Origin of the sequence: Cyclobacterium amurskyense, from assembly GCF_001050135.1 — a bacterium.
Lineage (GTDB): Bacteria > Bacteroidota > Bacteroidia > Cytophagales > Cyclobacteriaceae > Cyclobacterium > Cyclobacterium amurskyense.
The window spans coordinates 4,329,397-4,353,000 of record NZ_CP012040.1 but is presented as its reverse complement, the minus strand read 5'-3'; the positions used below and the strand labels follow the sequence as shown (position 1 = coordinate 4,353,000).

Sequence of the window (23,604 nt, the reverse complement as noted above, 5' to 3'; positions counted from 1 at the left end):
AAGCTATTTACCAACCTGGATTTTGTGTTAAATTTCCATTTAAGGATATTTCACTGTCCGGGATAGGAAGTAAACGATAAAAATCAAGGTATCCATTCGGGAATTTGGTTTCAATTACATCCCCATTGTGGTCTTTTATCTCCAATGGATAAAGTTCATCACCAATTTCCCACCTTTTAATATCTGCCCAATACAAACCTTCTAAGGCAAATTCTATCCTTCTTTCATGCCGTAATTTGGCACGAGCTTCTTCTTGAGAAAGTCCCTTTGGCAAAGAAGTAATCTTCACATCATCTCTTTCCGTACGAATTCGATTGATAAGGTTGATGGCCTCATCTATATCGCCATTGGTTTCGATAATCGCCTCCGCTTTTGACAAAAGCACATCTGCATACCTAATGACAATGTTGTTTAGGCCAGATTGGCCTGAAGGAGGTAAATCTGCTTCCGGTTCTATGCGGTATTTTCTCGCACTCAAGTGCTTTAACCTATTTCCTGGGTGATTAAATGCGCCGCCTGGATAGGTATAATTTGGAAACCTGTATCCCAAAATATAGGCCCCTGGAACTACCACAGTAAACTCCAGCCTAGGATCACGCCCTTCGTAAGGGTTGTTTGGGTCAACTGCTGAACCATCAATTGTTTCATAAGCACTTACCAAATCGTCAGTAGGTACATACCTGCTTCCTCTGGTCCAGCTTCCTGTGCCTGTTCCACAGTATTGGTCATGCAATGAACCTTGTGAATTCTCTCCTGAGATGTATTGCACATCAAAAATCACCTCAGCATTGTTTTCATTTTCAAGTTTAAACAGGCCTTCGTAACTCGGGAAAAGGGAATACTTGCCAAGGGCTTCAATTTCATCAATTACTTCTAAAACCTGGTCGAATTTACTCTGGTACAACAATGCCCTCATTTTCATGGCTAAAGCAGCTCCTTTTGTTGCTCTTCCAAGCTCCGGGGCTTCCGCTCCAAGGTTATCAATCGCCATATTATAATCTGCCATCACTTGATCCCAGGTTTCTTCCTGACTTGCTCTGGAAATAGACCTTGCCTCTTCAGTTGAAATTGCATTTAAAATAATAGGGACTCCACCAAATCCTTCTGCAAGTATAGAATAGGCCAAACCTCTCAAAAATCTCGCTTCAGCACGGTAAATATTTTTATCTCCCTCACTCAAATTTACTTGATCCAAAGCTTGCAAAAGATAGTTGGCCCTGAAAATAATCCCATAGGACCTGGTCCATCTAAAATTGACTATGCTACCATCACTAGAGTTCAATTGGCCACTTCCAGCCCTAGCGATAGGGGTATTGCCCCAGTTGAAAGCATTTGGAGTAGCTCCATCCAAAACACCAAACCCAAAAAGACCTTCGTTGTAAATAGAATTTTCGCGCAATAATGCATACACTCCATTGAGTAGCAATTCAATGTCTTCTTCATTTTGAGGAAAGTTGGCGGAAGTAATTTTATCTTCAGGATAAAACTCCAGGAAATCATCATTACAGCTGGATAGTGGGAATAATAACACTATCGATAATAGGTATAGAATATATTTATTGGTCTTCATGTACTTAGAAATTTAAATTGATACCTGCTGATAAAATTCTAGGGGTAGGATACAACTGGTAACCAGCATCGAAAGTATTTCTTTCCGGATCGTAGCCTTCATAGCCTTTGCTTGCAATAGAGAAAACATTTTGCCCATTTACATACAGATAAATTTTCTGTACTCCCAGTTTTTCAGCAACAGAAGGTGGGAAAGAATAACCCAATTGAACATTCTTTAATTTTATGAAGTCCACTTCATTTACCCAATAAGAGGACTGGGAACCATCCCATGGATTATTAAATTTCAAACTTGGATTTTCTGAATCTGGGTTCTCAGGTGACCATGCATCTCTCCATCGGGTAGATATCATCCTGTTTTCCCAATCAAGATCTGTGAAATTGTTCTGCGTGTACATGTTCACACCCAATATCCCCTGAAACAAGAGATTTAAGTCAAAACCTTTGTATTTAAAACCCGACGATATTCCGAAAGTATACTTTGGAAGTGTATTTCCAAGCCCCATCTTATCCTCAAAATTCAACCTTCCATCGTTATTTAAATCTTCAAATTTTAAATTCCCAGCTGTCGGTGTAAATGGATTGGAATGCATGTGTTCCTTTGCTTCATCGTCAGATTGATAAATGCCTATGGCATTGTAGCCATATAGCGTTCTAAAGGAATACCCTTCCCTAAGTAAATACAATTGGTCGGGAGAATCTCCTCCCCTGAATTTGGTGACTTCATTTTGGATATAAGTCATGTTCAGCCCCATATTAAAGCCCAATTGATCTCTATCAAATTTTAAATTGTTGTAATTGAGTATGAATTCAACTCCATTATTGGACATTTCACCAACATTCTCATAGGGTGAGGAAATACCACCCATTACAGATGGAATAGGTAGCTGAACCAAAATATCCTTGGTGGTTTTCTGAAAATAGTCAGCTTCCAGTGTAATCATGTCATCTAAAACACCAACCTCTAAACCTATATCCAAAGAAGCCGAAGTTTCCCAGGTAATGTTCTGATCTACCAAAGCGGTTACTGCTGCTCCTGGAGAAAAACTCCCATTATAGCTATAGCTAAGGTTGTTATTTTGACCGATGACTGTTAAATAAGGCCAATACCCTGAAATATTCTGGTTTCCTAACTGACCCCAAGAAGCCCTGACTTTCAGATTAGAAATCTCTGAAATATCTTTGATGAAATCTTCTTCAGACAATCGCCAACCTGCAGAGAAGCCTGGGAATACGCCCCAACGATTGGCTTTGTTAAACCTGGAAGAAGCATCAGCCCTAACATTCGCTTCAAATAAATACTTGCTCATCAGGGTGTAATTTGCTCTTCCAAAATAGGAGAATATGCGGAAACCATTCATATTTCCTTCCCCCTGGATTCCTGAAGTACCTGCATCCACCTGAGTCAAGCCTTCTTTCGGAGGTTCTGACCTTCTTGAAAACATGTTTTGAACCTTGAAGGTCTCTAATTGTAACCCTCCAATAGCCGATATACTATGTATATCATTGTATTCTTTGTTGAAATTAATTGTGGAGAAGAGGTTGTTTTGCATGCTGGAAATCTGTGTTCTATTGATTTCTAAGCCTTCCCTGTTGTAATTCCTTGTGGTGGTTTCAATCCCTGTATCCGTGTACCCAAAAACGCTGGTATTGTACCTGTCTATCAAGTTCCAATTTCCATTGGAAGAAACTGTGGTCTTAAAAGATAGGTAATCGGTTAATTTAATGTCAGCAGTTAAATTCAGTGTCAATATATTCTCCTCAGTGTTTGTCAGCCCATTGGCAGCATCTATAAGTGCATTTCTATTGTCAAACAATAAGTTACCATCTTCACTAATCGCCTGAACAGACCCAAATCGTCCATCTCTTGTATACGGAGCTATATAAGGCGCTGAACCACCTAGCATTTCAAATACCCGACCTAAAGAGCCATAAGTGACATCTGCATAAGGTTCATCTGAGTCTTTGTGGATATAATTAAACCGTCCACTTACAGTCAACCAATCTTTGACATTGGAAGAAATGTTTGCCCTTAGTCCATACCTTTCTGAACTCGTGTTAGGCACCATCCCTTCTTGATTGAGGTAATTGAAGGATATAAACGAGGAAGATTGTTCCGAACCACCTCTAATGGAAACATTATGTTCCTGAATATTGGCAGTATTGAATATTACCTTAAACCAATCCGTATTTGGGTATTTATAAGGATCGGTTCCATTCCTGAATGCTGAGATTAAACTTTCTGAAAAAAGTGGGGTAGACCCCTCATTCAATAATGCAGTGTTGGTGAGTTCCATGTGTTCAGCACTGTTATTGATTACATCATAACGTCTACCAAGGGACTGAATCCCGAAATAGGAATTTACATTCACCTGCATCGCTTCGTTCTTTTTCCCCATTCTGGTAGTCACTAAAACCACTCCATTGGCCGCCTTAGATCCATAAATGGCTGCACTTGCAGCATCTTTCAATACAGAGATATTTTCGATATCATTTGGATTCAGCTGGCTAAAGGTGCCTTCAACACCATCGATAATAATCAAGGGGTTGGAATTGTTTAGGGTTCCCCATCCCCTTACTCTAATCTGAGCACCATCACTGCCTGGTTTGCCTGAATTTTGACTTACCCAAACACCGGAAGCGGTACCTCCTAAGGCTTGTGAAGCATTGGTCAATGGTCGATTGGACAATTCATCATCAAAGTCAACCGTAGAAATAGCACCAGTGAGATTCACTTTTTGCTGAACACCATAGCCCACTACCACCACTTCATCCAAGGAAGTCGCGTCTTCTACCAAAGTGATGGCAAGATTACTTTGATTACCAGGATTGATTCTTTGAGTTTGATAACCTATAAAAGAGATCAAAAGAACGGCATTATCAGGTACCTCCAGGCTAAACTTACCATCAATATCTGTTACTGTACCAGTAGTCGAGCCTTCTATGACTACAGTTGCTCCCGGAACTGGTTCACCATCGCTGTCACTCACTGTTCCTGAAACATTTTTCAGGTTTATATTTTCCGCGATTGAGTGGGTAAATTCAGCGTTCGTTAAGGCAATCCCTAGTAAATCAGGATTTCCTTCTGCCAGAAGGTTTGCCGAGACAAAACATTGCAAAAACCCTCCGATAAGCAAGGTCTTAGGTACCTTTTGGAAAAGGTAGCGAATTGGTTTCTTCATGATTATTTTGGGTTTATTAAGTTGATGAAATAGTGTATTTATTAATTAAAAGGACAGGTATCGCGTTGATATAATATGCTTATCAATACTTCCATTGGTCTTAACAATCCGCCCCGATATAGCCACAGTTTTGTTGGTAACCTCCACTGGTTCTATCAATTTGTTCCAAAGGAATAGGTCGAAGAATATGATAATCCTGAATGTTGTTTCTTCCTTCCGGATTATGGGCCCTTACTCTTTCTACAAGTTTACCAGTACGGGTAAGGTCAAACCATCTGTGACCTTCACCTACAAGTTCCCTTCCTCTCTCATCCAATAGAAATTCGAGTGTAGCCTCTTCAGGAGAAATTTCAATGGCTTCTTCCTTCCCTGTCCAAGCTCCCCTTCTTCTAACTGTATTGATATCCTCGGCAGCAGCACTCAGTTCGTTTTGCATAATTCTGGCTTCAGCTCTTATCAGGTAGGCATCCGCAAGACGCATTAATGGATGATTTCTTTGTCCGGGTGTATGCTGTCTGTTGGGCCTTGTAGGATCAATCCATTTATTTAGCGTTGGATACCATCTTTCATCGTATTGATTGTTAGTAAAAACCAGGTACCTCGTTTTTCCTTTTTTCTCATCAGTCCATATTTCATCCTTCCCAGGCCCTGGGATAAATACGGCTGTATCACCAATTGAGAATTTCCTAGTTCCAACTAAAGCGGAAGAAACATAGCCTTTGCTTGCATCTTCACTGGTCCAGACCGGAATACTACTTTCGGTATTGGAAATCCAGGCATGTTTATAGGTTTTATCGTATCGTGCATCGAATTCCCTATCCCATAAACCCAATAAAAATTCAGTGGGTCGAAATCTGATCCAAGGCCTCCCATTTTCAGTATCTCTAGCCATCCCAGGAAGTATATCGTATTCCATCAAAAAGTACAGGTGGCCACTATGGCCTTGGGTATCCAAACCTTCATCTACCTGGTTCTTGTTGTTTTGAATGGCAAAAATCACCTCACTATTTCTTTCATTATTGATGTCCCATAGGTCTGCAAAATCAGGCAGTAAACTGAAATCATAATTGTCAATCACATTTCCCATTAATCTTGCTGCTTCAGCAGCATCAGCATTGCCAGCTCCATAGGTCTTATAAGCTCTGGTCATGTAAACCTTTGCCAGGAGAAATTCAGCGGCAGGCTTGGTGGCTCGGCCGTATTCATTTTGGCTATCCGGTAAATTATCAATAGCGAATTCCAAATCGGGAATAATAGCATCTGTATAGATTTGACTTGCTGGAGTCCTGTTGGCATCAATTTCAACGCCCACCGTTTCATCCAGAGAAAGATGAATATCACCAAAAAACTGTACTAAATTAAAGTAAAACAATGCTCTAAGAAATCGGACTTCTGCTATTCTCGTGGTCTTCACTTCCTGGGTAACTCCCTCAACATTTTCAGACCTGTTAATTACTGCATTGGCCTGATTGATCCCTCGGTAAAAGTCCCGCCAGGTATCACGTACAAAACTCTGCGCAGGACTAAAGGCACCATCGTAGTAGTTAATCATTTTATGACTCCCTCCTCTTCCATTGGTATGTAGGTCTGTACCAAATACAGTCATGGTAAAACCCCGTTCTGTTCCATAGAAACTTTTCGGTTCAGCATAGGTCGCTGCCAAAGCTGCTTCAAATCCACTGGCTGTAGTATAATAGGTTCCTGCTGAAACTCCTGATATTAATTCTTCTTCAAGGTATTCCTCGCATGAAAGACAGTAGACCGCAGAAAATAGTATGAGAATTAAACTTATTTTATTTTTCATGATTTTTTTTTGCTTTAAAATGTTACATTAACACCAAATAAAAATTGCCTTGCTGAGGGTATCGACCCTGCATCAATATCCCCTGCCAATTCCGGGTCCCAAGTATCAAAAGTGGACCAGAAGACAGGGTTTTGAGCTGATGCATAAACCCTTAACCTACTCATTGCCAACCTACCTGCTAAAGCTTCAGGTAGATTGTAACCCAGTGTAACATTTCTCAACTTCACAAAACTGCCATCAAAATAACTCCTTGTGGAGCTATCTCTGGGGAATTCCTGATAAACATTAGGTCTGGGGTTTTCATTACTGGGGTTATCGATTGTCCAGTAATCAACATTTAAATTGTTATACCTTGCCTCAAGGTTATTGTTGGAATCATGGAATCTGCTTCTAATCATGTGTCCCATCCTATAAAAAAAGAAGAAACTAAAATCAAAGTTTTTAATTTGGAAACGATTGGTGATGCCTCCCAAATAATCTGGCACGTCAGATCCAAGTACCAACCTGTCATCAGGGGTAATCAAATTGTCCCCATCCTGGTCCTTCAGTTTAATTTCTCCGGGAAACTTATTTTCCATTTGTCTGGCCATATCCACCTCATCAGATTGCCAGATTCCAATTTTTTGGTAATCGAAAAATACCCTTATTGGCTGCCCAATAAACCATTGGTTTCCTGTATCATCAATTGAATTACCATTTTCATCCTTGAAAACCAGGTCTGTGATTTGCTCCTTATAACTTGATATGTTAAATTGAATATCCCATCTGAAATTCTTTTTGTCCATTGGAGTAGCATTTAAAGAAAACTCCAATCCATTGGTTTTTGTGGCCCCAATATTTTGCAAGATATTTTGGTATCCCGATGTATAAGGAAGGTTTCTCTCCAATAAAATGTCTGTAGTATGGGTAATGTAATATTCCAAGGATCCAGAAAGCCTATTATTGAATAAGCCAAAGTCCAAACCTAGATTGGTTGTAGAAGATATTTCCCAACCAAGATCACTATTTGGGATTTCATTTAAGCCAAAACCCAGATAGGGAGTATCCCCCAATGCGTAGACTGTCCTTCTAAGCCTACCTAAGGTTTGGTAAGGATCTACTGAAGTATTCCCAACCTGCCCATAAGAAGCCCTAAGTTTAAGTTCAGTTATTAGACTTTGGTTTCTTAAGAACCCTTCCTCTATCAGTCTCCAACCTATAGAACCTCCAGGAAAATAGGCCCATTTTCTACCAGGCGCCAACCTCGAAGAGCCATCTGCCCTTAAAGTAGCCTGGAAAAGGTATTTCCCCATAAAATCATAATTCACTCTACCCATATAGGAAGCAAGGCTCCATTGTTCAAGCCGGCTACTGAGGTTGCCTTTCACTTCTGCTGTTCCTATATCGTAAAATAACTGTGATTCATAAGGCAGGTTAGACACCTCACTCTTGTGCTGTTCGGACCGTAGTCCTTGGATACTTTGGAGTAGTGTGGCCTGAAATGAATGATTAAGGCCAAAACTTTTCGAATAATTCAGGATATTCTCAACTGTATACCCAAAATCAACTTCGTTTTCTAAAGAGGCGCTGGCTGGCCCACCTCGATTGGCATTGCTTTTACTGGCACGAAAATTCCCAATCCTATTGTAGCGTATGTCTGGACCGGCATTGACCCTAAAAGTCAAACCTTCAATGATTTTCGCTTCCAAATACACTGGAGCAAATATGCGGTTGGACCTTCTCTCATCTACATATGCCCCTGGCACCAATTCATTCAAAGGATTGGTGCGGATGCCATCATTGGTAGGCAAAAAACGCAAACTTCCGTCCTCATTGTAAGGAACACCCAGAGGGTTGTTGGAAACGGCCTCCCCTATAGCTGAGCCTGACCCCCAGTTCTGAATGGCAAAGGTAGCCAGGAAAGAAGTGCCCACTTTAAATACTTTGCTGATATTGTGGTCTAAATTTATCCTGGCTGTGGCACGGGTATAGTCCATGTTCTCCACAATTCCTGACTCATTGAAATAGCCCAATGAAATATTAAATTGGGTTTTATCACTTCCCCCATTGACACTAACCTGATGGTTTGTCTGATGCCCTTGACCAATTATTAAATCCAGCCAATCAGTAGACCTACCCATGTTTACCGATTCAAACTCCGTGGGATCTAAAAAGACTTGCTCATCTGTTGGTACCACACCATTCCAGGAAGGCTGACCTGTATCCGGATCCCATCTTCTGGCCTCTCGTTTCATGGCAGCATATTGTTGCCCATCCATCATATCCACCATATTGGTGACGTTTGAAAAGCCATAATAGCCATCATAGGAAACGGTAGTCTCGCCTGTTGAACCTCTTTTGGTAGTAATAATGATTACCCCATTGGCACCCCGGGAACCGTATATGGCAGTAGCCGCTGCATCTTTCAATACTTCCATTGAAGTGATGTCCTGGGGATTTATGTCAAAAATGGCACTTGTAGCACTGGTTTGTGGTATTCCATCTATTACGTACAAAGGATCATTGGAAGCAGATATTGACCTTCTTCCCCGTATCAATACCTGTGGGTTTTGACCAGGTCTACCACCGGAGGAAACGATATCCACCCCAGCCACTTGACCTTGCATCGCTTGGACAGCACTCGCAACAGGGATTTCTTTAATGTCTTTTTCATCCAGAGAGGAGATCGCTCCTGTTATATTTCTCTTTTCCTGAGAACCATAACCTACTACGATCACTTCTTCCAATGAGGATAAATCCTCTTCAAGGACAATATTGATCGAGGTTTGGTTACCAACCATTACGGTTTTTGTTCGATAACCCACGAAGGAAATGATCAATTCATCGCCTTGTTTTGCATCTATTTGAAAGGCTCCATCACTGTCTGTAGCAGTACCTATCGTTGTCCCCTTGACAAGAATAGTAGCACCGGGTACTCCTTCACCTGAAGGGTCGGTCACCTTTCCCTTAATATCAATTAATAGTTCTTGTATAGTTGTTTTTTCATCGTTCGCCTTTTTATTGATCTCCATGGCCGGAGCGGATAACACAATTAAAAAAAGCAGACAAACATTCAACAACTTCTTGTTTGCCTCCTTAAAGTGGAAGTTTATAGGTTTTTTCATGGGTTTTTGGGTTAATGTGAATTGAAAGAAGCCTATTAAGTACTTTAGGTAATTATCCCCTTGAAATAGGCTAAAATTGTCTTATCTCTTGGCCTCAATTGCCAAATCTCAAATCAAATTTGGATTTTGCATTTTTCGGGGACAAATAGGGTTAATTAACAGCAATAAATGGGCTAAGCGGTTTGAATAATTTTGTTTTTATTGTTTCATAGGCATGCTTTAATATTCGGAACAATCCAATTGTGAATCCTGCAATTTTACCCATTAATGTAATGAATAAAATATATAATCATAAATTGAAATAAATCACTTTTATTTACCCATAAAGGAAAAATACACTATAATTCCTATTATAAGAATTCATATTCAATTCACATCGACTTCATATTGTTTATTGAAATATTTTATTGAAATTACAACACAACATAAATAATTATTTGTTGTAATAAAAGATTTTTATGTATTAAACCTATACCTATATTAATGGGTGGTACTATAACCAAATTCAAATATAAAATGGGGTTTTGCTTCTTTTGGGAAAATATGACCTAGATACCCCCAAGCTACGCTACTTTAAATGGCAGGAGTGTTAAGAAATTAATCCCGTGATAGGCAATAGGCTTTCTTCTGTGCCTTGAAATCACTTCAAGCTCAGTTTCTTTTCAATAAAAAATGGCAAAAAAAGTCCAAAAAAGCGTGCATAACACCTTTCTTGGACTTTTTCATTTAAGAACCTTATGTGTTTCGTTTTGAAGTGCTATCGGGCCACATTGAAATGAACCTAAATATCAATGTGGCAAAATTTAAACTTTCCAGCCTTTTCTGTATTTTCTAGACAAATGCTGATTGGCCTTTTTAACATTCCTGACACGCATTTTTTTTGCATCCCAATCCAAGAAAATATCTGGTTCCCGAATGGCCACAGTGCCTAAAATTACTGTTTCGGACATAGGTCCGGAGATTGAGAAATCGCTTTCTGTTTTTACATTCTTTAAGCAGGAATCTGCGAAATAATGGTAATGGTCTCTATCTTCTAATACAGGGTTTTTAACGTGCTTAAATTTATCTTCTGGTAAAAGCACAGGCATTTTAGTATGTGGGATAAGCAATGCACCTTCAGTCCCTATTAACATGGCAGATTCTGCCGGATAATTTTCTAAAGAAAACAAAGCCCTAACCTCTTCTGGAGGATAAAACTCACCATCAAACCACTCCACTTTCAATTCATTTTCAGCCGTCATCTCATTCCCGGGAAAAACCCAAGTAATGTGGTTACTCTGTGGCCAGGTATCTACATTTCTTTCCGGTGAGTTTTTCCATGATTCCTGAACTTTGGCTATTACAGAAATAGGTGCTTTTAAATCCATTCCCTTCCAAACCGCATCTAAAATATGGCAACCAATATCACCAGACCAGCCGGTACCAAAATCCTGCCATGCCCTCCATTTGGCAGGGTGGTAGATTTTAGATGCATAAGGACGCATGGGTGCCGTGCCAATAAATTGGTCCCAATGTACATGATCAGGAACTTTTTCACCTTTCTTCGGCCTTGGCCCTTCAAACCTATAGGCCTCTGTTGCCCCTGGCCTGTTGGAACAAAGGTAAACCTGTTTGACCTTCCCAATATGTCCTTCCTTAATCCATTGTACGGCTGTTCGATCTCCTTTTCCAGAGGCGTGCTGCGTCCCCAATTGACTGATGATTCCTGCTTTTTTAGCGGCTTCAGTTAGGTCTCTGATTTCACTAACATCGTGACACATCGGTTTTTGACAATACACATGCTTGCCTTTGCTGATTGCTGTGTAGGCAATTGGAAAATGATTGTGGTCAGGCACACTTACATTGACAGAATCAAAATTATCTGCTTCCTGTGCAAACAACTCGCGCCAATCCGTAAATCTTTTTGCATTGGGTAAAATTTCAGCTGCCTTTGCCAAATGATTTTCATCAATGTCACAAATGGCTACAATTTCCACATCAGGATGTGCATTAAATCGACTGAGATCATGTCCACCCATCCCCCCTACTCCTATACAGGCATGCCTAAGTTTCTTCCTATTTGTTTTGGCAAAAACAGGCACATTAAATAAAAGAGGTTGAGCCAGGGCAATGGCCGCAGTGTTCAATAAAAATTTTCTCCTAGAGGAATTATTGTCCTTCTTCATTATTAAAGTTTTAATTGCTAAACACGTACATTCATATAATTCACAGTAAAGCAACTAGCTCAGTTTGTTAAGAGCCGTCCTGCTTTTCCAATCAAATGATATTAATACACCTCGCTATTTGGGTAAGGTTGGGGTTATTCTGCATTTCAGGAAGTTGAAATGGCATAAATAATTGCTTCTCTTGAAGTACATTGTGAAACTTAATAATTCCCACTTTGACAAATGATCTCGAAATAAATGGGTAATAGTATCATTTAGGTTTTTGTGAGGGTCTCCTCCAAATTATAAATGGCTACAATAACCTGCATTAATGCGGCAGTCCTTATTTCTTCCATTTTAGCTGCCGGAGAATCTCCTACCATTAAGGTGTTGACGGCAATATCAGGATCCTCTTGAAATCTTGATAACTCCTCAACATAAAACGCTTTCAATAGCTTCTCTTCCTCACTTTTAGGCAAACGGCCGAGGATTCGAACAAAGGCCTCATCAATCGCAGATTTTTCGTCCTTATAGTTTGCAACCAATTTCTCTGCAAGCACCCTAGAAGCTTCAAGCACCAAAGGATCATTAAGCATGGCCAAAGCCTGCAAAGGTGTATTGGTTCGGTTTCTATTGACCTGGCAAATGTCCCTATTACTCCCATCAAAAATCAATAGCGAAGGAGGTGGTAGTGTGAGTTTAATGAAGGTATAAATCCCTCTTCTGTACAACTTGTCCCCTTTATCTTGCCGGTAAATATTAAGCTCCCCCCTTCCGGAACTGGAAGCTTCCCACAAGCCTTCAGGTTGGTAAGGCTTGACACTCGGCCCACCTAATTCAGGCACCAGTAAGCCACTACTGGCAAGTACCATGTCCCGAATCAATTCAGCATGCAATCTTAACCTGGGAAATCGGGACAGATAAGTATTGTCAGGATCAATAGCCAGCATTTCTTTGCTTACTGCAGAGGATTGCTGATAGGTAGAAGAGCTAACTATTAATTTAATAAGCTTTTTTATATCCCAGCCACTTTCCCTAAATTCCACAGCCAACCAATCCAATAATTCAGGGTGAGTTGGGAGTTTGCCCTGCATGCCAAAGTCTCCGGATGAGGGCACCAGCCCCACCCCAAAAATCTCCTGCCAAATAAGGTTGACAAAAACCCTTGAGGTCAAAGGATGATCCTCAGCAAAGGCCCATTTTACTAAACCTAACCTATTTTTGGGTAATTCTTGAGAAAAAGGCTTAATGATATCCGGTGTGTTAGGGCTTAGTGGCTCACCTTTTGGCGCATCATATAAGCCCCTATCCAAAATAAAGGTAGGACGGACTGAATCTTGAAGATCCTGCATGATGGAAACGGCCACTTTATTGGTATCCGGATGGTTGATAAAATCCAGAATCCCCTCCGTATCCTCCGTATCTATCCACATAAGTGGAGTCTTGGCACGGACAGCAGATCCGGCTCCCCCTTCAAAACCTTTTTCAGGTGTATTGTTGAAAAAGGCATATAGGTTGTAATAATCCTTTTGAGAAATCGGATCATACTTATGGTCATGACATTGAGCACATTCCATGGTCATCCCAAGGATCACCTTGCTAAAGGTATTGGTTTTGTCCAAAACATATTCCATCCTGTACTCTTCATGGATAACTCCTTCTTCTTCGGTAACCTTATGATTTCTGTTAAATGCCGTAGCCAAGAGTTGTTCCCTATTTGGTTCAGGAAGTAGGTCACCAGCAAACTGCCAGGTTAAAAATTTATCATAGGGAATATTCTTATTAAAGGCATGAATTACCCAATCCCTATAAGGCCATTGGGTTCGGATATTGTCATTCTGGTAGCCAAAAGAATCTGCATACCTGGAAATATCCAGCCACAACAAGGCCAATTTTTCCCCGTAAGCTGGTTTGTTAAGATAATGATCAATCATCTCCTCCCAAGACTTTTGACCTGAGTTAAAAAGCCTGACTTCTTCAGAGGTAGGTGGAAGTCCAGTAAGGTCCAAACTCAATCGCTTAAGAAGGTATCCTTCCTCAGCTTTTGGACTAGGAGTCAATCCTTTTTCCTCCATTTTTGCGAAAATAAAACCATCAATTGGATTATGGCTCCATTCATCGTTGTCCGGTATGGGAATGGTTTTCTTGATAGGAGGCTCAAAGGCCCAATGTTTTTCATATACTCCTCCCTGCTCCACCCATTTCTTAATCAGGTTCCTTTCAAAATCAGTAATCGTCAAATTAGATTCTGGAGGTGGCATTTTCTCGGAGGCATCCTCTGAAAAAATCCTTTTTATCACTTGAGACTTATTGGTGCTCCCCGGGACTATAGCATGCTGATCAGGATTCTCCTTCAATGCAGCATATGCTCCAGCTTCAGTATCCAGTCTCAGTCCGGCTTCTCTTTTATTGGCGTCGGGCCCATGGCAGGCAAAGCAATTGTCAGATAAAATAGGTCTAATATGGAAATTATAACTGACTTGATCAGGAATTTTGATTTCTTTGTTGGCATTCTCATTGGAACAACTATTCAAAGCCATTGCCACAATGAACAATACCATAAATATCGATAAAACAACAGCTGTATTTTTCAATCCTACCGGGTTTACATTAATTATACTTCTAATTTAATGGTTCTCAATTAGATTGCAAACATATATTCTGTTGCTGTATTTTAAAACAACATTATTTATAAGGATTTTTGTTTAGCATTGCCATTACCTTCCAATAAATAGCCATTATCTGCCCATATTAACTTTATTTGTTTAAGGCGGATAATGACTTTATCTTATTTTCAACTCAAAAGAACATTGAAAGCTAAACTTCAGTTAAACTCCATCCAATTCCTCAAATCTCCACCTTTCATTGGGTGAGGTTGTGTGTTCCCTTTCTACAATTTCATTTACCTTCTTTAGAATATCGGGATTTTCTTTAGCAACATCATGCATTTCCAAAGGATCACTTTTTAAATCAAACAATAACCAAGAAGAACCTCCTTTTTGTACATCCAATTTTAAGGCTTTCCAGTCTCCCATTCTGACAGCTATCTGTCCGCCATAGGAAGGAAATTCCCAATAAAGGAATTCAGGTTGAGACTGTTCGTGCCCCAATAATGTTGGGAAAAAACTGGTTCCATCAGTGGCTATTTCTAAAGGTTTCCCTGCTACTTCGGCCAAGGTGGGCATTACGTCATAGAATACTGATGCATGGTCACTAACCGATCCTTCTTTGATTTTCCCTGGCCATGAGGCGATCATCGGTACCCGAATACCACCTTCATAAAGAAAGCCTTTGCCAAAACCTTTTTCTTCTCGAAACGCTCCCCCACTATTAAACCATGGAGAATCTGTTCCCCCATTGAAGGTAGGACCATTGTCAGAAGTGAAAATAATCAATGTATTTTCATATAGTCCCTTACTTTTTAATTGTTCAACAAGTTCCCCTACTTGCTCATCCATATAACTAACCATGGCTGCATAAGTGGCCCTTGGGTAGCGCGATGGATAATAAGAATTTTCTCCCAAATAAGGCTCTTCATCACCAAACTTTTCCACATAATGGTCTATCCATTTTGTAGGGGCTTGAAGAGGTACATGAGGTATTGGGGTTGCCCAATATAAAAAGAAAGGTTCTTCGCTACTCTGTTCGTCCACAAAGTTGGTAATCTTATCAAACATCAGCTCAGGAGCATAGTCAGTAAGAAAATAATCTCCATAATTTTCCAAATTATAGGGATCAGCACCTTCCGCCAATTTTTTATTCGGAGCGATTGTATCATTGTTCAAATATACCCGGTGTTCATTTTCGTAAAGATGGACCGGATAAAGGGTATGGGCCTGCCTTTGACAGTTGTAGCCAAAGAAATAATCAAAACCTTGATTGGTTGGGATGCCTTCAGTATGTGGAGCCCCTAAACCCCATTTTCCAACGACAGCCGTGGTATAACCGGCTTCTTGAAGCATACGCCCAAGGGTATAAGTACCTGTGGCTATTGGTCTCTGGCCTTCGAGGGTCGAGTCTGCCAACATGGCATGGTAATTCCAAACATCACCTCTACTACCCCACTCATCATTTCCCCTTACCTGAGAATGACCGGAATGTTGCCCGGTGAGCAATACTGCACGGGCGGGTGCACAAACAGGTGCACCTGAATAATGTTGCGTAAACATCATCCCTGAAGCTGCCAAAGCATCAATATTGGGCGTTTCAATTTTTTTTTGTCCATAACATCCCAAATCTCCATATCCCAAATCATCTGCTAGGATGTATATAATATTCGGAGGAACAGTTTCCTCTTCTTGACTTTGGCAAGCTGGCAATAGGGAAACAATAAAAGGTAGTAATAATAGTAATCTGTTTTTCATTCTTAATTTATGTGATTAAGCAAATTTTAATTATACTTTCAAATATGGCCATATTTTTTGGGATGTATTATACCATATCGGCATCAAAATCAACTTTAAGGGTTGGCAATTGATCAGAAAAGGTATTCAACGCATTAAACACCATGCTTTTTCCTAACTTATCGTCTGTAACTTTCACGAAGTAATTTCCCTCCCTGAAAACTTTCGGCCGGAAAACCTTATCATTGACCCTAAGTGAATAAACCAATTCCCCTGATTGTGCTTCAAATACTTCTACAATCGGTTTGTTACAATTGCTTAAATCCAAAGGAGGAAGCGTTCCTTTGGCATTTCTTGCATAATTTTCCTTTTGAGAAACCGTTATCGGCCAACCTTCATATTGCCCGTTTGGGTTGGATTTTGGATCGACGTATCTAGGCCAACATTCCATGGTCATTTGCTTACCTTTCTTATCAAAAGTGACAATTCCATAGCCGGTAGAACGGTCATGAATTAATGCAGGTTCAACTCCTGTTTTTCGTGGATTTGCCACCGCATGCACGGTCATTTTATTTCCAAATCCATCATTAAAATTCCCAGTATACTTTGGCTTTCCTGGTAAAGGTTCATGATTTTCAGGTACCGGTGGCCACCAGCGCCTAGGAAATAAATTATTCAATGCAGGCCCGGCAAAAGCATAGCCGGAATCTTTGAATTCATCTACCCCATATTGCACAACCGAGGCCAAATGTTGGTCTCCGGCAATATGCAAGGCAAAAGCCTTTCTAATAATTTTTATGGCTTCATCTCTCCCTTTCTGTGGCCAACCGTTGGAATCCATGTCAGAAGTAGGCGCATCTCCAGGCACATATTCTCCCAATTCAGGAATGGGTAATTTTGGCACAATACTGTCGATTATACTACCCTCCGGGAGGGTCGCTACGGTACAAAAGTTGGTTTGAGACAAAACTGCCTTCATTTCTGCCCCCTTGCTCCAGTCAGTAGACCAATGCTTCAAAAATTTCAATTGACGTTCACCTAGCAAGTCTGCCTCAATGTCATAGTATTTTTTGATGTCAAATTCCCTGTTTTGAATAAAGCCATTGGTAACCTTCGCTTCTTCAGGCAATACATTTTTTGGAGCGGATTTAAATTTTCTGTCTTCAAGTATGGCAAAACTAACTCCTCCATATACCCAATCGGTATAGTAAGTACCAATCCCCTGCTTTACAGGTGTTGGATCAAAGGCGTCCGGCAGGTGGCCGGTCTGTGTCAACTGCACCATATTTACCCACTCTGCTGGCATTTTATAACCTCCCTGATCTTGGGCGACATAGGTCCATCCTTCATCTGTGGGTGCCACTTTTCCTGCTTCTCCCCAAACATTGCCATGGTAAACATCATGGTCATCCGGAATAAAAGCCGAAGGTATATGTCTAAATATTTCCCTATAAGACCAGCCAAACATGTACCATTTGCGAAGATAATCCAGGCTTGATTTTTCCAATGGTGAAGTTTGAATACCAAATCCACCGGTACTTTCATAAAATTGATCCCCTAAAAACACCGCCATATCCGGGGTATGTTTAAGAGAATGTAGGCTAACTTCATTGTCCGGGAATCCATAATCTGCATTGCAACTAAAGACCGCCAGTTTTACCTGATCCTGATTGACCGGCTCTTCAGCGATAGTCCCTGAATAAAAATGGCTTTCTACCCCACTTTTTAAGGGTAAGTCTACTTTCACTCGGTAAGGAACTTTACGTTCCTCTGCCCAGTCTTCTAGTCGGAAGTGGACAACTCTTCCCAATTTATCAATAGCTGCTTCCTGCACAGTGTTCCAAGCCGCACCCTTTTTTAGTTGCAGGCTGATTTTATTGCCCGTTATTTTTTCAATAGGCGCCAGTTGCGCAGCTAATTTTAATACTCCATCATGCAAGGTATAATGGGCAAAACACACTGGTCCAAAAATTTGATTTTCTTCTGCCAATACCTTCTCCCCTGTTACAGTCCAATCTGAAAAAGCGACTGAGTCTTGGAATAGCTCCTCTTCCGGAAAATGGGATACCAGCGCAATATTTCCTCCTAGGTCACCCTTATAATTTTCAATTTTCAATACCCCCAAGAGCTGTTTGCTTTCAGAAGCAAAAGCTTCTAAAATCAAATCCCCACGCTCTCCTTTCACCACCAAGATAATTTCTTTATCCAAAGGCAATTTCTCAGAACCCATTTGGTTACCAATAAATAAATTACCCCCACCATTGATGCCAGCATCAAGGCCTTTGCCGAAAACTGCAGCAGACCGATAATCCTCAAATTTTCCTTTGGCACCAATTCGCATGCCTACATAGGAGGCTGGGTTCCCAATATTATCTTCATTGAGCCAGTTTACCTTTACTTCAGCCTTGAATGAGTCGTTTTTAGGGCTTAACTGATGGGTGAGGCTATGGAGTGTACGGTTCTTGGCGCTGAGGTTGCAAACCGCTTTTCCATCTCTCAACTCCCAATCTTGCAGGCGATTTCCCCAGTATTCAGGACCTACCCAAGCCATGTCCGGCCAATTTTGCCAATTGCTTTTAAGCGGACTCCCTTTTTTAAAGGATTTTAGGGCCCTTGTTCCGGCCCAATTTTCAGTAAGGACCAATGATGAACCTACTGTTCCTAAGGCGATTGATTTGATGGCTTTTCTTCTTTTCATATTTGTATAAAAGCTAATTTGGGGTCAATTATTTATTTTTGTAGGCTGTTGCTATTTCCTGTGGTCTATAAAAATTTGTTAAATAAGTTTCAATATAATCCAACACAAACCAAAGTCATAGGATTTTTGACAATTTTGAAAAAGTAGCATCTATTTTTAGTCAATTCCTTTTCATTTTGTCTAAAGTTATTCAACTGCCCCAGTTGTAAGTTTATCCTTCGGGAAAATAAGTTGCTTTATCGCTCTAAATCCCTTAAAAAGTTTAAATAATAAATTATAAAAAGGTGCATTTAAACTTAACCTATACCATATTAATTGATCATATTAATGTAAAAGTATTCAACACTTTGTTATGAAAAGCAAAAAAAATCAATCACTATAACTTATTATTAGTAATAAATATTCAATTTAATTTTGATTGATCGTAAATTAAAGCAATAAAACCCTCTACCACATGAAAAACAATTTACTGATTCAACTCAGCTATTGTATTGGCCTCTGCCTTTTGGTTAGCTGTAGCACCAACTTAATGGTCTTGGAAGACATGTTGCCAAGAGCCAAGCAAAAATCCTTTGAAGTGAAATTTAGTCAAGCCACACTAACTGATTTTTCTGTAAACTTTGATCTGGTTTATGAAATCAGCAACCCCTATAAAAAGGACCTTCCTATACCTGATCATGTTATGGGAATATTTGTAGATGGTAAAGATATTGGTTTGGCCCAAAGCCATGCAGAAGTGCTTATACCTGCAAAATCCAACTCCTTGCTCAGGTACACTTTTTCACTAAACTCAAACCAACTAAAGCAATTGATAGGGAAAAACAACAACCTCGCATTTAAAACTGCCATTTCTCTTGACCTCACAGATTATAGCAGTATGCTCCCTGATTTTCAGCTTGCCCTTAGTGACGATTTTGATTTGGAGTCTTCGGAACTAAAGCCATATGTGGGTAAAATGCTTCAAAAAAAAATCGGAAAGTTTGACTTTTCCTATGAGCACAGCACACAGGTAAAAATCCCTGCTCCCCCCCTGATCAGCAAGTCAAACCAACCCATTGAGATCCGACTTCTAGGTGAAGGAAGCAATCTGATCAATCCCAATGCCATCAAAACAGCCCTGATACCATTTGGCGATTTATTAATTAATGGAGAACTGAATGGGCTAAAAAACCCATTTATTGATGCTGTCACCAGCCTAACCATCCCTGTTCCTGCTCCAACCTTTACTCAGTGGGACAGAACCGTTAATGTGAAAATTGAAGACCATGTATTGAATTTACTCAGTCCCTTTGACCCCAATATCAACAATAAATGGGTAGAGATAAAAAATATAATGTACAGGACCAACAGCTTTAAAGCAACGGATTACTTTGTAGACAATTTCTTGGATCCTGCAGGTTTCCCTGATGCTTCAGAAAAATGGGACAGTTTTCAAGCATCCTATAATCAGCTAAAGTATACCGTATTTCCTGATCAGCTACCCGGACCACAGACCAGAGGCTTTGAAATCCTTGTTCCTTTTACATTTAAAAACCAAAATGCCTTTCCTGTAAGCATACCCATTTTCCGTTCCAGTGTAATAATGCCAGGAGGGCATCCTTTTACCATGTATATAAAGCCAAAAGACATGGGAGAAATAAAGTTGGGAGAAGTTCCCTCCCAGCAAACTTCAATTGAAGCAAATAACGAACAAACTTTGTATGTGGTGTTTACTTTTGACATGAAGGCATTTAATCAAGGCATTTACAGTCTGTTTATGAAAAATCAGTTTGAGCCCAACCTTGGCGGTATCATGTCTTATGATTTTGGCTATGGGCCACTTTATATTGGGTATGATCTGAAGAACATGAGTTTGGATTATAAATAGGAATTGGGGCTTCGTAGGTTAGTACGTTATACCCGAACGGATCAAAATCCCCTTTCAAAAAGGGGGGCAAAGAGCTTGTCCCGGCCTAAGTCGGGAGGGATTTCTCACCTTAATCGCAAATATTAAATGAAGGAAATTCCCCCTTTCCAGGTGGCTGATCGGAGCCGAAGCCTTTGGGTGGGGAGTGACGTGATGATCTGGTATTTGGTTTAGCTTAATTGAGAGGTTAAAATTTTAATTCTCTGCTGCAAAGATATTTTTTACCTCTTCATTTCTTTTCCTTAGATGAAAAGAAACGAAGCAAAGAAAAATCAAGCCAGCAGAAAACTCCTCCCCGCATGGCCCAACGCCGCCTCGTTCTCTGGCATGCCCCCGCGCTTCTTGCGATAGTATAGTGTAAAAGATACCATAATTGGAAAAAACATGCTAGGGTATTATTGGCATTTTCTCCTGACTTGTAGGTTGTGCTTGAAAGAAATAGAGGCAATCCCATTGTAAGAAAGAAGGTATGTTAGACGTATCAAAGTAAATAACCACAATTTAACCCGGTGGCTGAGCGGAACCGAAGACTTAGGGTGGTTTGAAGGTAGGGCATTTGGCTTAGCTCATTAAAGAGGTTAAAATTTTAATTTTCCTCAGCAAAGAATCTTTTAACCTCTTCATTTCTTTTCCCCTGAGTTGCCTTGCATCAGGGCCGGCCCAGAGTTACTTCGTTTCAGGACAGGCCCTGACTTGCCTCGGATCAGGACAGGCCCTGACTTGCCTCGCATCAGGGCAGGCCCTGACTTGCCTCTCATCAGGGCAGGCTTAAATGAAAAGAAACGAAGCAAAGAAAAATCAAGCCAGCAGAAAACTCCTCCCCGCATGGTCCGACTCCGCCTCATTCTCTGGCATGCCCCCGCGCTTCTTGCGATAGCATAGTGTAAAAGTTACCATAATTGGAAAAAACATGCTAGGGTATTATTGGCATTTTCTCCTGACTTGTAGGTTGTGCTTGAAAGAAATAGAGGCAATCCCATTGCAAGGAAGTAGGTGTGTTAGACGCATTAAAGTAAATAGCCACAATTCAAACTGGAGGCTGAGCGAAGCTGAAGCCTTAGGGTGATTTGATGATACAGTATTAGGCCTAGCCCATTAGAGAGGTTAAAATTTTAATTTTCCTCAGCAAAGAATCTTTTGACCTCTTCATTTCTTTTCCTTAGATGAAAAGAAACGAAGCAAAGAAAAATCAAGCCAGCAGAAAACTCCTCCCTGCATGGCCCAACGCTGCCTCGTTCTCTGGCATGCCCTCGCGCTTCTTGCGATAGCATAGTGTAAAAGTTACCATAATTGGAAAAAACATGGTATGCCATTATTGGCATTTTCTCCTGTCCAGTAGGCTTCGTTTGAAATTTAGAAGAAATACAGGCAGTCCCATTGTAAGAAAGAAGGTATGTTAGACGTATCAAAGTAAATAACCACAATTTAACCCGGTGGATGAGCGAAGCTGAAGCCTTAGGGTGGGGAGTGAGGTGATGATCTGGCATTTGGCTTAGCCCATTAAAGAGGTTAAAATTTTAATTTTCCTCAGCAAAGAATCTTTTAACCTCTTCATTTCTTTTCCCCTGAGTTGCCTTGCATCAGGGCCGGCCCAGAGTTACTTCGTTTCAGGACAGGCCCTGACTTGCCTCGGATCAGGACAGGCCCTGACTTGCCTCTCATCAGGGCAGGCTTAAATGAAAAGAAACGAAGCAAAGAAAAATCAAGCCAGCAGAAAACTCCTCCCCGCATGGTCCGACTCCGCCTCATTCTCTGGCATGCCCCCGCGCTTCTTGCGATAGCATAGTTTAAAAGTTACCATAATTGGAAAAAACATGTTATGCCATTATTTGTATTTTATTCTGCCTTGAAAGGTTGACTCTTACCCCTTCAACTCCCTTAGGCTCCGTTTAAATCCATTACTTACTCCATATTTTATAAGATAATATTTCAATACTTAAAAAATTTAAACCATATTTAGGTAACGTAACCGTGCAAAATTTAAATTTGTCTATTTCACTATTTTAAATTCAAACACGCTTTCTCTTACCTATATACCCAACTAATGAAAAATCACAAATACCTTTTGGTCGCGCTTTTAATTTGTTGTGCTCTAGGCTTACCTAAAGCAATGTTTGCAACAACCTTTCCTTTCAATGAACCTAAGGAATCAAAGCATGTGGTGTTTCTAATCAGTGAGGATCCTTTAAACTATGAAGCCCACCTTACGGTTCCTCCTTTTGCGGAGATGCTGGATGAAAAATATGAAGACTTAAAAATTACAGTGCTCAAAGGTGAGGGCACACATGGCGCCTACCGCTTTCCTAATCTTGAGATACTAGAAGAGGCGGACCTATTGGTTGTCTTTTGTAGAAGATTAGCCCTGCCTTTTGACCAAATGACAAGCCTCAAAAATTATCTGAGGTCAGGCAAACCAATGGTGGGTTTGCGAACAGCCAATCACGGGTTTTCGGTTAGAGATGAAGTGGAACCCGGTTTCGAGGGTTGGTGGGGTTTTGTACCGGACATATTGGGTTGTGAAAACAATGGTTATTTCCCTGAGAAATTAGGGACAATTGTGACTGCTTTCCCCAATACAGAAGGCCATCCAATTCTAGCCGACATAGACTTAAAAAACTGGAAGAGCAAGGGTCAGGTATATAAAGTAAAGCCAATCATTGACCCAAATGCGGTAATTTTACTCAATGGTAAGCCAAGAGGAAAATCCGACATCGAACCCATTGCATGGACAAGAACCACAGCTTATGGTGGAAAGGTTTTTTACACCTCATTGGGCTATCCTACGGATTTCAAACAAGCACCCTTTATTCAATTGCTGGTCAATAGTATTCATTGGGCTTTGGAAAAAGAGTAA

At 40.5% G+C, this 23,604-nt stretch carries 11 protein-coding genes; 2 read left to right on the top strand and 9 right to left on the bottom strand.

Annotated elements, in window-relative coordinates:
• Positions 1-7: 7 nt before the first annotated feature.
• The 8 genes from CA2015_RS17790 to CA2015_RS17755 form a co-directional block, all read right to left on the bottom strand.
• Complete coding sequence (locus CA2015_RS17790; protein ID WP_048643120.1) at positions 8-1,570, bottom strand: RagB/SusD family nutrient uptake outer membrane protein; 1,563 nt, start codon at positions 1,568-1,570, stop codon at positions 8-10.
• A 4-nt stretch (positions 1,571-1,574) separates the two neighbouring features.
• Positions 1,575-4,751: a SusC/RagA family TonB-linked outer membrane protein gene (locus tag CA2015_RS17785; protein WP_048643119.1), complete on the bottom strand. Its 3,177-nt coding sequence runs from the start codon at positions 4,749-4,751 to the stop codon at positions 1,575-1,577.
• Positions 4,752-4,851: 100 nt separating this feature from the next.
• Positions 4,852-6,555 (bottom strand): RagB/SusD family nutrient uptake outer membrane protein, encoded by a 1,704-nt coding sequence (locus tag CA2015_RS17780; RefSeq protein ID WP_048643118.1) that lies wholly within the window; start codon positions 6,553-6,555, stop codon positions 4,852-4,854.
• Positions 6,556-6,569: 14 nt separating this feature from the next.
• The gene (locus tag CA2015_RS17775) at positions 6,570-9,659 is read right to left on the bottom strand and encodes a SusC/RagA family TonB-linked outer membrane protein (RefSeq protein WP_084011872.1); all 3,090 of its coding nucleotides are present in this window, start codon (positions 9,657-9,659) and stop codon (positions 6,570-6,572) included.
• An 803-nt stretch (positions 9,660-10,462) separates the two neighbouring features.
• The gene (locus CA2015_RS17770) at positions 10,463-11,824 is read right to left on the bottom strand and encodes a Gfo/Idh/MocA family protein (protein WP_048643117.1); all 1,362 of its coding nucleotides are present in this window, start codon (positions 11,822-11,824) and stop codon (positions 10,463-10,465) included.
• Between the two features lie 254 nt (positions 11,825-12,078).
• A complete protein-coding gene (locus tag CA2015_RS17765) occupies positions 12,079-14,364 on the bottom strand; it encodes a PSD1 and planctomycete cytochrome C domain-containing protein (RefSeq protein WP_048643116.1) in 2,286 nt (761 codons plus the stop codon).
• Between the two features lie 267 nt (positions 14,365-14,631).
• A complete protein-coding gene (locus CA2015_RS17760; RefSeq protein WP_048643115.1) occupies positions 14,632-16,167 on the bottom strand; it encodes an arylsulfatase in 1,536 nt (511 codons plus the stop codon).
• Between the two features lie 67 nt (positions 16,168-16,234).
• Positions 16,235-18,844 (bottom strand): alkaline phosphatase D family protein, encoded by a 2,610-nt coding sequence (locus CA2015_RS17755; RefSeq protein WP_048643114.1) that lies wholly within the window; start codon positions 18,842-18,844, stop codon positions 16,235-16,237.
• 454 nt (positions 18,845-19,298) lie between these two features.
• Here CA2015_RS17755 and CA2015_RS17750 point away from each other — a divergent pair, with 454 nt between their 5' ends.
• Positions 19,299-20,711 carry a hypothetical protein gene (locus CA2015_RS17750; protein WP_157470536.1) on the top strand — a complete coding sequence of 471 codons (1,413 nt, stop codon included), beginning with the start codon at positions 19,299-19,301 and terminating at the stop codon, positions 20,709-20,711.
• A gap of 1,151 nt (positions 20,712-21,862) precedes the next feature.
• Here CA2015_RS17750 and CA2015_RS17745 read toward each other — a convergent pair.
• Positions 21,863-22,237 (bottom strand): hypothetical protein, encoded by a 375-nt coding sequence (locus tag CA2015_RS17745; protein ID WP_048643112.1) that lies wholly within the window; start codon positions 22,235-22,237, stop codon positions 21,863-21,865.
• 557 nt (positions 22,238-22,794) lie between these two features.
• On the opposite strand from CA2015_RS17745, the gene CA2015_RS17740 reads away from it, so the two are divergent.
• Positions 22,795-23,604, top strand: a complete 810-nt coding sequence (locus CA2015_RS17740; protein WP_084011870.1) for a ThuA domain-containing protein — start codon at positions 22,795-22,797, stop codon at positions 23,602-23,604.

Bases quoted from the DNA above. Each gene is read 5' to 3' on its own strand.
- CA2015_RS17770 (WP_048643117.1), bottom strand. From the start codon at position 11,824: ATGAAGAAGGACAATAATTCCTCTAGGAGAAAATTTTTATTGAACACT.
- CA2015_RS17760 (WP_048643115.1), bottom strand. From the start codon at position 16,167: ATGAAAAACAGATTACTATTATTACTACCTTTTATTGTTTCCCTATTG.
- CA2015_RS17790 (WP_048643120.1), bottom strand. From the start codon at position 1,570: ATGAAGACCAATAAATATATTCTATACCTATTATCGATAGTGTTATTA.
- CA2015_RS17775 (WP_084011872.1), bottom strand. From the start codon at position 9,659: ATGAAAAAACCTATAAACTTCCACTTTAAGGAGGCAAACAAGAAGTTG.
- CA2015_RS17740 (WP_084011870.1), top strand. From the start codon at position 22,795: ATGAAAAATCACAAATACCTTTTGGTCGCGCTTTTAATTTGTTGTGCT.
- CA2015_RS17750 (WP_157470536.1), top strand. From the start codon at position 19,299: ATGAAAAACAATTTACTGATTCAACTCAGCTATTGTATTGGCCTCTGC.
- CA2015_RS17755 (WP_048643114.1), bottom strand. From the start codon at position 18,844: ATGAAAAGAAGAAAAGCCATCAAATCAATCGCCTTAGGAACAGTAGGT.
- CA2015_RS17785 (WP_048643119.1), bottom strand. From the start codon at position 4,751: ATGAAGAAACCAATTCGCTACCTTTTCCAAAAGGTACCTAAGACCTTG.
- CA2015_RS17745 (WP_048643112.1), bottom strand. From the start codon at position 22,237: ATGCCAGATCATCACCTCACTCCCCACCCTAAGGCTTCAGCTTCGCTC.
- CA2015_RS17765 (WP_048643116.1), bottom strand. From the start codon at position 14,364: ATGGTATTGTTCATTGTGGCAATGGCTTTGAATAGTTGTTCCAATGAG.
- CA2015_RS17780 (WP_048643118.1), bottom strand. From the start codon at position 6,555: ATGAAAAATAAAATAAGTTTAATTCTCATACTATTTTCTGCGGTCTAC.